The sequence below is a fragment of the Betaproteobacteria bacterium genome (assembly GCA_009377585.1).
GTDB lineage: Bacteria > Pseudomonadota > Gammaproteobacteria > Burkholderiales > WYBJ01 > WYBJ01.
The window spans coordinates 1-9,596 of the sequence record WHTS01000171.1; the positions used below are offsets into that span (position 1 = coordinate 1).

General features: G+C 66.0%; 9 protein-coding genes. 3 read left to right on the plus strand and 6 right to left on the minus strand.

Going from position 1 to position 9,596, the window contains the following annotated elements; genetic code table 11:
• The first annotated feature begins 58 nt into the window (after nt 1-58).
• Nucleotides 59-727 (plus strand): hypothetical protein, encoded by a 669-nt coding sequence (locus tag GEV05_28885; GenBank protein ID MPZ47308.1) that lies wholly within the window; start codon nt 59-61, stop codon nt 725-727.
• Nucleotides 728-802: 75 nt separating this feature from the next.
• Here GEV05_28885 and GEV05_28890 read toward each other — a convergent pair whose 3' ends face one another.
• Both GEV05_28890 and GEV05_28895 read right to left on the minus strand, forming a co-directional pair.
• Nucleotides 803-3,034, minus strand: coding sequence for a hypothetical protein (locus tag GEV05_28890; protein MPZ47309.1), 2,232 nt, complete (start codon nt 3,032-3,034; stop codon nt 803-805).
• 127 nt (nt 3,035-3,161) lie between these two features.
• Complete coding sequence (locus tag GEV05_28895; protein ID MPZ47310.1) at nt 3,162-4,076, minus strand: ABC transporter substrate-binding protein; 915 nt, start codon at nt 4,074-4,076, stop codon at nt 3,162-3,164.
• A gap of 96 nt (nt 4,077-4,172) precedes the next feature.
• On the opposite strand from GEV05_28895, the gene GEV05_28900 reads away from it, so the two are divergent.
• Together GEV05_28900 and GEV05_28905 are read left to right on the plus strand one after the other, a co-directional pair.
• Nucleotides 4,173-5,150: a hypothetical protein gene (locus GEV05_28900; protein MPZ47311.1), complete on the plus strand. Its 978-nt coding sequence runs from the start codon at nt 4,173-4,175 to the stop codon at nt 5,148-5,150.
• Nucleotides 5,151-5,247: 97 nt separating this feature from the next.
• Nucleotides 5,248-6,258, plus strand: a complete 1,011-nt coding sequence (locus GEV05_28905; GenBank protein MPZ47312.1) for a tripartite tricarboxylate transporter substrate binding protein — start codon at nt 5,248-5,250, stop codon at nt 6,256-6,258.
• Between the two features lie 79 nt (nt 6,259-6,337).
• On the opposite strand, the gene GEV05_28910 is transcribed toward GEV05_28905, so the two are convergent.
• The 4 genes from GEV05_28910 to GEV05_28925 form a co-directional block, all read right to left on the minus strand.
• Nucleotides 6,338-6,754, minus strand: a complete 417-nt coding sequence (locus GEV05_28910; protein MPZ47313.1) for a cupin domain-containing protein — start codon at nt 6,752-6,754, stop codon at nt 6,338-6,340.
• An 11-nt stretch (nt 6,755-6,765) separates the two neighbouring features.
• Nucleotides 6,766-8,001, minus strand: coding sequence for an alpha-hydroxy-acid oxidizing protein (locus GEV05_28915; protein ID MPZ47314.1), 1,236 nt, complete (start codon nt 7,999-8,001; stop codon nt 6,766-6,768).
• A 104-nt stretch (nt 8,002-8,105) separates the two neighbouring features.
• Entirely contained in the window at nt 8,106-8,987 is an 882-nt protein-coding gene (locus GEV05_28920) for an MBL fold metallo-hydrolase (protein ID MPZ47315.1), read from the minus strand.
• A 35-nt stretch (nt 8,988-9,022) separates the two neighbouring features.
• Nucleotides 9,023-9,580, minus strand: a complete 558-nt coding sequence (locus tag GEV05_28925) for a carboxymuconolactone decarboxylase (GenBank protein MPZ47316.1) — start codon at nt 9,578-9,580, stop codon at nt 9,023-9,025.
• Nucleotides 9,581-9,596 lie beyond the last annotated feature (16 nt).

A 9,596-nucleotide genomic window follows, 5' to 3' on the forward strand; every position in this document is an offset into this window, starting at 1 on the left:
CTCATTGCTTCTCGTCGCTTCCTGCGCGACGAACCTGTCCCCGACGCCGCCCGCCGGGATGGCGGCAGAGGTCGCAGCGCCCGAGTGGCGCCCGGGAACTACCTGGCGCTATGCGGTCAGCGATGGCTTCACCAAAATCCCGCGCGGCACGGTCGAATACCGGGTTCGCGGCGTCGAAGGCAACGTCGTGACCGTGGAGGTGCTGAACGGCACGCAGGAAAGCACCGAGCTTTATTCCCGCGATGGCAACTGGCTCCAGCGTCCGGCGACCAACATGCAGATGTTCAGCTACAGCCCGCCCTACCGCGCGTTCGACTTCCCGCTGGTAGCAGGCAAGTCATGGACGGCGCGCTCGAAGGCCGCCGACCCCGCCGACGGGCGCAGCTTCCCGGTGAGCATCGAGGGTCGCGTGCTCGGCTGGGAGCGCATCAAGGTACCCGCGGGCGAGTTCGATACCCTCAAGGTCAGGCGGATGGTCTACCTCGACTATTTTCAGCAGGGCGACCGCGGCCAGAGCGTCATTCGGGAAACCGACTGGTACGCGCCCGCCTTGAACCAGGTCGTGCGGCGCGAAACGACCTCCCAGTACCTGAAGCTCGCGCGTCTCGATCGTTCGTTCTTCCTCAAGGTGAGCGACGGCGACGATCAAAGCGGCGACGATGTCCTGCCCCGGTACGAACAGGACGAATGGCTCGTCTACGAGCTGATCTCGTACGCATCGAAGTAGGCAGGGTCGGAACAACGTCGTTTGCCGCTTCGATGACTTCTGCCTGTCGGACGCGCGGCTGAATGCCGGGGCGCCTCAGCAGCCGGCTTTGACGCCCTCCAGCGCGATGACCTTTTCCCGGACCAGCCGCTCGAGCTCGCTTGCGAGCCCGATCTCGGCCAGCACGCTGGCGGCATCCGATCCGGGTTTCGGCGCCGGCCGCCCGACCGTCATCGGCGTTCGGGACAGTCTCGCGCCGGGTGCGGTGGTCGTGATCGGTCCGAAGCCTTCGTGATCGCGCGTGACCGCCAGCCCGCGCGCCTGCGCCACCGGATCGGTCATCACCTCCACCAGGCTTTGCACGACACGATGGGCGCCGATGCCGGCCTCGTTCAATAGCTGTACCCACGCTGACACGCTGCGCGTGCGCATCCGCGCTGCCATCGCTTGTTCCAGATCCGCGTCGCGGCGGCCGGCGAGGTCGGCCAGTTCAGCGCATCGTTCGAGCTGCCCCGGCGGCGCGGCGACGAAGAGCCAGCCGTCGGCGGCCTGGTAGAGCCGATCGAGCGGCCCGCTGCCCAAGGCATCCTGGCCGTGCGGTTCGTTCCATTGCTTGCCTTCGTAGCCTTGCAAGAGCGCCGATTGCAGCATGGTCGCGGTGTAGGCGAGCGCGCTGTCGACGAACTGGCCTTCGCCGGTGCGGCGCCGGTGCAGCAGCGCAAGCGCCACCGCATAGCAGGCCATGAGGCCCGTCCCATAGTCGTTGGCGGCGAACGGCGCCGTGGCGGGCTTCTTCGAGCCGTAGCGCACCTGCATGCCCGACACGGCCTGGCCGATCTGCTCGTGCCCCGGACGCGTGGCGTACGGACCGATGTGGCCGAAGGTGTTCATCGAGCCATAGACGATGTCCGGCCGGCGCGCGCGCACGCGCTCGTAGTCGATGCCGAGCCGCTCGGCGACACCGCCGCGGAAGTTCTGCAGCACAACGTCGGCCTGGTCCACCAGCTTCCAGAAGATCTCCAGCCCTTGCGCGGTCTTCAGGTCGACGAGAACGCTGCGCTTGGCGCGGTTGATGTCGTTGTGCCGCAGCACCTTGGCCGTGTGCGGGCTGTCGATCTTGATCACGTCGGCGCCGAACTCGGCCAGCGTGCGCCCGCAGGTCGGTCCGGCCAGCACGATGCACAGGTCCACAACCTTGACGCCCTCCATCGCCGCGCGCAGCACTTCGTTGCCGGCTGGCGGTTCGCCGCTCGCCTGTGCATCGCGCTGGGCGATCTCGCGCAATATTTCGGCGCGATGCTGGTCAGGCGTGGGCCGCGGCGTGCGCACCGAGCCCGGAGTGAGCGAAAGGCGCGCATTGATGCCGGGGCCGCGAAAGCGCCCAAGCACCGGATCGTCGTAGTCGTCGATGATTTTCGATCCGAGCGCCTGCGGATGCCGCAACCACTCGGCGCTGGTGTGGCAGATCACGCCTTCGGAGCCGATCTCGGCGATGACGTCTTCCCATTCCCTGGCCGTGCGGGCGCGCATCGTATCGTCGAACTTCCGCGCCAGTTCGTTCGGCGGCAGTTTCGCATCGCGCCACTCGTCCATGCCGATGGACTCGATGAACGCCTCGAATCTTTTGTTGTTGGCGACGTACATGAGCCAGCGCTCGTCCTTGCACGGCAGTTGCCGGCTCCAGTTGAACTCGGGCTCGGGCTCGGGCTTGCCGTTCACCAGCAGGCCGCGCGCACCGATCACGCTGAAGGTCGCATCGAACAGCGGTATTTCCACGCGCTGGCCGAGGCCGCAGCGCGCGCGCGCATTGAGCGCCATCGCGACGCTGACCGCGCACAGGAATGCCGCATAAGCCGAGCCGTAAGGAATGACGGTATAGACGGGCCGGCCATTCTTCGCCACGCCCCCGCGGTAGGCACCGGTGGCCGCGCCGATCACGCCTTCCCAGGCCCGGACCTGCGCCCGCGGATCGTCCGAGCCGAAGCCCGGCAGTGAGCAATAGACGAGGCGCGGATTCGCCCGCGTCATGGCTTCCGCCCCGAGCCCGAGGCGGTCCATCACGCCGGGACGGAAGTTCTCGATCACGACATCCGCAGTGGCGACCAGCTGCCGCGCCGCCTCCCGGTCCGCGTCGGTCTTCAAATCGAGCACGATGCTGCGCTTGTTGCGGTTCCAGGTCGCGTTGGCCGGTGTATCCCAGCGCGGCCCGCCGGGCGGATCGATCCGTATCACATCCGCACCCTGGTCGCCCAGCAGCATCGCCGCCATGGGTCCGGCGATGTACTGACCGAAATCGATCACGCGAATGCCTTCGAGTGCGCTCGGCATGTTGCTACCTTCCTTGATGAGGGCCGACTCGTTCCGCTAAGGACCTGGGGTTGAACCTTGCTCCTTGCGTGAGCAAGGGGGGCTGTGTGCCAGGCCGACGCAAAAATCAGGACCCGGGGTCGGTCGTTCAAACGACGACGCGCGCATCCACCAGCCGATCGTAGGTGCTCTGCGCGTCGATGAGCCCCCAGGAGCGCATGAAATCGTAGGTGCGCCGGAACTCTTCCGGCGAGTACGGCTCGGGATGGTTGTAGCGAAGGCGCGGCAGGTGCAGATTCTCCGGATCGAGCTTCACGATGTCCGCCGGCACTTCGTCCGTGAGGTGCCGCAGCCAGGGACGTATGTCCTGGTTGATCGTGTCGACGGCCTTGACGTGCGCTCGATGCAGCGCCGTGAAAATCTCTGCATCGACCGACGTATCGGCCACTTCGAGGCCGTTGTAGAACGCCTCGCAGATCACCTTGCAGCCGAGCTTCTCGGCGGCCGAAATCCACGGCTCCATGACAGCGGCGGCCTGAATGCTCCCATCCAGCAGTGCCTGAAAACGCTGGTTCGGAATGCCGACGTGAACGGTCTTCACTTCCTCCCGGTTCATGAAGCCGGCCAGCATGCCGAGCGTGATGTAGTGCGAGCCGGCGTGGAAATTGACCGCGACTTCGACGTTGGCGAGATCCTGCGGGACGTTGCAGGGCGAATCGCCGCGCACCACGATGGCCTGCGTCGACACTGCGGCGCGCTTGGTGATGACCTTGCCCCCGGTGCACGAATCCTGCGTGCGGCGCATCTGACCCCAGGCGCATGCATGGTAGACCGAGAACTCGCCCAGTTCGAAACCTTCGTGCCACAGAAACGACTGGATCGCAGTGGGCTCGCTCGCCCTCGTGCCGGAAGCAGCCAGCATCGCCTTGCGCTTTTCCGGCACGACCAGTTCGACCTCCAGCCCCTCGTGCTCGAAAAAGCCCTCGGCCTTGGCTACGATATCGGGCAGAGAGAAGACGGCGTTGTTCAGTTCCACCCGGGTCTTGCGCAGTAGCTTGGGCATCGTCGAGCTCCTCTGGCCGGTCGGTTGTCGTGGATTTTTTTATTCCCATTCGCCGGCCGCGTCAATCGGCGCCGGGCTCTCGCAAAGGAGAAACGCATGCGCATCGTTCTGATCGGGGTCTCGCACTGGCATACCCCGTTCTATTCCGAGCCGGTGCTGGACATGACGGATGCCGCGATCGTCGGCGTGAGCGACCCCGATACCGCCCGCGCGACCCCTCTCGCCGCACGGGCGGGCTGTCCCGTGTTCGCCGACTACCGCGAGATGTGCGCGCGGCTCAGGCCGGATTTCGCCTTCGCGCTCGGCCGCCACTGCGATATGGCCGACGAGGCGCGCTTCCTCATCGACAGCCGGATTCCATTCGCGATCGAGAAACCGTGTGCACTGAACGCGATGCAGACACAGGACATCGCGCGCAGGGCGGCGGGCGCCGGCGTGTTCGCCGCCGTCCCCTTGGTCATGCGCTACTGCCCGCTCATCGCGACGATCCGCGAGATCGCCGCCGGAGAACAAATCCAGTACCTCACGTTCAAGTTCGTCGGCGGCATGGTCGACCGCTATCGCCAGCAGCAGGTGCAATGGGTGACCGACCGCGCCATCTCGGGCGGCGGCGCGCTGCTCAACCTCGGCATCCATCACGTCGACCTGTGCCGCCTGCTTCTTGGCAATGCCGAGCTCACACTGACCGGCGCGATGGTATCGAATCGCGCCGCGGGCCTCACCATCGAGGATCACGCCGTCATGCTCATGCGCTCCGGCGGCGCAAGCTGCATGGTCGAGACGGGCTATCTCTATCCGGCCCCCAATTCGGTCTACGACATGCACTACAGCATCCGCACCGAGAAGCACTACTTCGCGGCGCGGGACAATTCGACGCTGGAGATCGTCACCGACGACCGCCAGCGCAGCACGCGCGCGATGAAGCTCACGAACGTATTCTTCTATCCGGAGTTCGTGCGCGATACGTTGCGACGTGTACGCGACGGCCTCCCGCCCATTGCCGATCTTTCGGACAACGCCGCCGCCGTGACGCTGATCGAGGCGGCCTACGCAATGTCTCCGCTTCGAAGCTGACGCGGGCTCACGCTCGCGCCGGGGACTACGGCGCCGCCCGCATTGCCATTCCCGCTCGTCGCTGCCCATAATCCGCCTGCTTGGCAGGAGGGTCGGGATGAACGTTCGAGAGTCGAAGCTCCGTGGACCTGCGCTGCGCTTGCGCGCGGTCGTGTGCGCCGCGGTCGCACTTGCAGGCGGCATATTCGCATGGCCGGCGCTCGGTCAGAGCTATCCCGTCAGGCCGGTGCGCCTCATCATCCCCTTCCCGCCCGGCGGCGCGACCGATGCGGTCGGGCGCACCTTCGCCGCCAAGTTCACCGAAGCGTGGGGCCAGCAGGTGATCGTCGACAATCGCCCCGGCGCCAACACGATCGTCGCCGCCGAGCTCACGGCCAGGGCCGCGCCGGACGGCTATACCTTGTTCCTCACCACCGCGGCGACCCAGGTCAACAACGTGCTGCTCTACCGCAAGCTGCCGTACGACGCGCGCAAGAGCTTTCAGCTGATCAGCATGACGACGGTTCTTCCGTATGCGTTCGCCGCCCATCCGTCGCTGCCGGCGAATTCGATCAGGGAGCTGGTCGCGCTGGCGAAGGCACGCCCGGGTCAGCTGAGCTACGGCTCTTCCGGCATCGGCTCCAGCGGACATCTCGCCGGGGTGCTGTTCGACACGATGACCGGAACGAAAATGGTGCACGTGCCGTACAAGGGCGCCGCGGCGGCGATCATCGATCTCATCGGCGGCCAGATTCCGCTGTATCTGCCAACCATGACCTCCATTGCGCCGCATATGCGCAGCCGCAAGGTCAAGGTGCTCGGCATCGCCACGGCCAAACGCCATCCGAGCTGGCCCGACATCGGGACCGTCGCCGAAGCCGGCTATCCCGGCTACGAGATGAACACCTGGTACGGCCTTGTCGCGCCGGCCGGCATCCCGCGCGCCATCGTCGATCGCGTGCACGCCGAGACGGTACGCGTCGCGAAGCTTCCCGATGTCATCGAGCGCATGAAGACGCTCGGGGCCGACCTGCATACCAACACCCCGGTACAGTTCGCCGCCTACATCGAGCGCGATTTCCGGCGCGTGGGCAAGGCGGTCGAGGCCGCGGGGCTACGGCTGGATTGAGCGGCAACCGGGGCCAGACCACGGTTTGCGAACGCAATGACGCGATCTGACCCCAATTATCGGAAAGGCGGTACGCCGTTCAGATCGGCCGGCGGCGGGTCGGCGGAACGCCGACGACGGCCAGGCGGATCGTCTCGGCGCCGTTGTTGAGCAGTTGATGCTCGACGGCGCCGGGCGGCATGTGGATGGTGTCGCCGGGCCCCACTTCCTGCTCCTCGATCTCGCCGCTCGCGCTCTTCCACTGGATGATGCCGTGCCCGCTCATGATGAAGTAGATTTCCTCGAAGTCCGGCGCATATTCGACCTCGAAGCCCTCCGCGGTGTACTTGGTGTGCCGATGCCAGCGATGCGGGCTGAAACCCGGGCTGACTTCGTCGATGTTGAAGAAGAACTTGTCGGTCGCGACGATCCTCTTCACCTGTCCCGCTTCCTTGCCCTGGCCGCGGATGTTCTGCGCCTGGACGTCGTCGGCTTTGATGATTCTGAGCGGCGTCATCGATTTCTCCGTCAACGGATCGGTCCGCGGCTGTCGACCAGATACTCCGGCTTCATCTCCGCGGGCGACGTGATGCCGAGCATTGCCATGTTGCGGCTGATCTCTTCGCGCAGCAGCCTGGCCGCGTGCAGCACCCCGGCTTCGCCCGCGATCGCCGCCGCATAGAGGAACGGCCTGCCGACGAACACGTAGTGCGCGCCCAGCGCAAGCGCCTTGAGCACGTCGCTGCCGCGGCGAATCCCGCTGTCCATCATGATCGCCATGTTGCCGGCTTCGGACGCCACCGCCGGCAGCATGCGCAGCGGCGCCACCGTGCCGTCGAGCTGGCGGCCGCCGTGGTTCGACACCAGGATGCCGTCGACGCCGCTCTCGCGCGCGATGCGCACGTCCTGCGGCGCGAGCACGCCCTTGAGCACGAGCTTGCCCTTCCAGATGCGCCGCATGAGCTCGACGTGCTCCCAGGCGAGCCCGTCGCGCGTCCTGCCCTGGCGTTCCAGATTGGCGACGACGGGAAGGCGCGGATAGCCGAGATTCTCGAGGTGCGGCATGCCGTGGTTGATGAGCGTGCGCCCGAACGTGCCGCACAGCCAGCGCGGCCGCAGCATGCAGTCCCATCCCAGCCGCAGCGTCGGCTTGAGCGGCGAGCTGTAGCCGCTGCGCACGTTGTTCTCGCGGTTCGCGGACACCTGCACGTCCACCGTGAGCACGAGCGTTTCGAATCCCGTGCGCTGCGCCCGTTCCACCAGCGGCGTGATGATCTCGGGCTCACCGGGGAGGTAAGCCTGAAACCACGCCGTCGGCCCCACTTCGCGCACCTTCTCCATCGTGGTGAGCGACGCACCGCTCTGGATCATGACGGTATTGAGCTCCGCTGCCACCTTGGCGAGCACGATGTCGCCCATGTAGGCTGCGAGCGCGGTGCCGCCCATTGGCGGAAAACCGAACGGCAGATCGTAGGTGCGCCCGAGCAGCGTCGTCTTCTGCTGGCGCGCCCGTGTATTGAGCAGGACCCGCGGCAGGAACGCGAGCTCGCCGAACGCGGCACGGTTACCCTCGCGCGATGCATTGGTCTCCACACCGCCGGAGATGAAGCCGTAGATCGGGCGCGGCAGCATTCGGCGCGCGGGCTCCTCGAAATCGTCCAGACACAGGATGTGTCGCAGCGCACGCGGCGTCCCGGCTGTCTGCCGCGTCGCGATCCCGGTGGGAATCGCCCCCTGCCCGACCTGCGTAACGGTTTCACTCATGATGGGTCTCCTCCGCTTCGAAACTCTGATCTACCGATTCTCGGTCCGAAATCTCCTGGATTCCCGTTTACACGGGAATGACGTCTTTTCCTTGCCGACGGTGCTCATCGCGCTTCGAACGCATACCGATACGCGTTCCCTCGGCGAACGATGCGCCCAACCGTCGGCGCAGGAAAGTGCCCCGGCAGCAAGCGCGTGCCGCGCTCGGCGTGCTCTTCGACCAAACGCATTCTCGTCTGTCGCGACAACGCCGGGTCGCTGCAGGCAGCCGTCGACCATTGCGGCTGCATCAGCTGGAACTGGTGATGCAGGATGTCGCCCAGGAAAACGGCCCGGTCGTCGCCCGAGCGGGCATGGATCACCACATTGCCGGGCGTATGGCCGGGCGCGGCTTCGAACCAGAAGCCGTCGTCCAGCGCATAGTCATCGTCCACCAGCACCGATTGGCCCGTGCGCACGACCGGCAGGACGCTGTCCTCGAAGGCAAGACGGTGCGGCGAGTCTTCGCCGCGCGCTTGCACCGCCCGCCAGTGCTCGAACTCGCGCCGTGCCATGATGTAGCGGGCATTGGGGAAGGTGGGCACCCAGCGGCCGTTTTCCAGGCGCGTGTTCCAGCCGACGTGATCCCAATGCAGGTGCGTGCACAGCACGTAGTCGATCTCTTCGGCGCGCACACCCGCGGCGGCGAGATCGGCCAGGAAGGGCGACTTGAGCCGATGGAATTGCGGGCGTGTCGGGCGTTCCTTGTCGTTGCCGAGGCACGAGTCGATCAGGATCGTGTGGCGTCCTGTCTTGACGACAAAGCTGTGAAAGCTGAAGACCAGCTTGCCGGTCGCGGGATCGACCAGCGCCGGCCCGGTCATGTCGGGATTCGCGCGCACCGCCTCGGGATCGTAGTCGGGAAAGAAGACCTCGGGCGCGATGAACGGCCCTTCGAACTCGGTGATACGGTGTACCTCGAATTCGCCAATCCGCGTGACCTGCATGGCGTGCTCCGCGTGCGGCTACCGTCCGGATCGGCTCAACGTTCCATGCCGGTTGCGCCGGCGGGCACGTCGTAGAACGCGAGCGTCATCGAAACCGTGGCGTAGAAGCCCATCAGCCCGATCACGTCGGTGATGCCGACATGGTCGAGCGCCTCGACCGCACGCTCGTAGAGACCCTTCGAAACCCAACGCGACTGGATGAGGCACATGGCCATTTCGTAGACGACCTGCTCGCGCTCGTCGGAGAACGAGGTCGGCAGCCCCGAGAGAATCGCCTCGACCTTCTCGTTCGGCAGCCCGGTCGCCTTGGCGGCGCGTTCGTGCGCGTTGGTCGCATAGGCCGTATGGAATTTGCTGTTGACGATGCACACCGCGATCTCGCGTTCGCGTTCGCTCAGCGAATAGCCGCCGCGAAAATGCGCGCCCAGCGGGCCCTGCACCTTCGCGAGCTTTGGATTGTGCACGTAGATCTTCGCCGGTCCGGGCAGCCGGCCGCGCGATTCCATCAGCGCGCGAAAGCCCTCCTGCTGCTCGGGCGTCATGTCGTCATATGGAATCTCGGCATAGCGACCGAACGTGGGTGTCTGCGTCATGGCTGCCTCCTCCGCT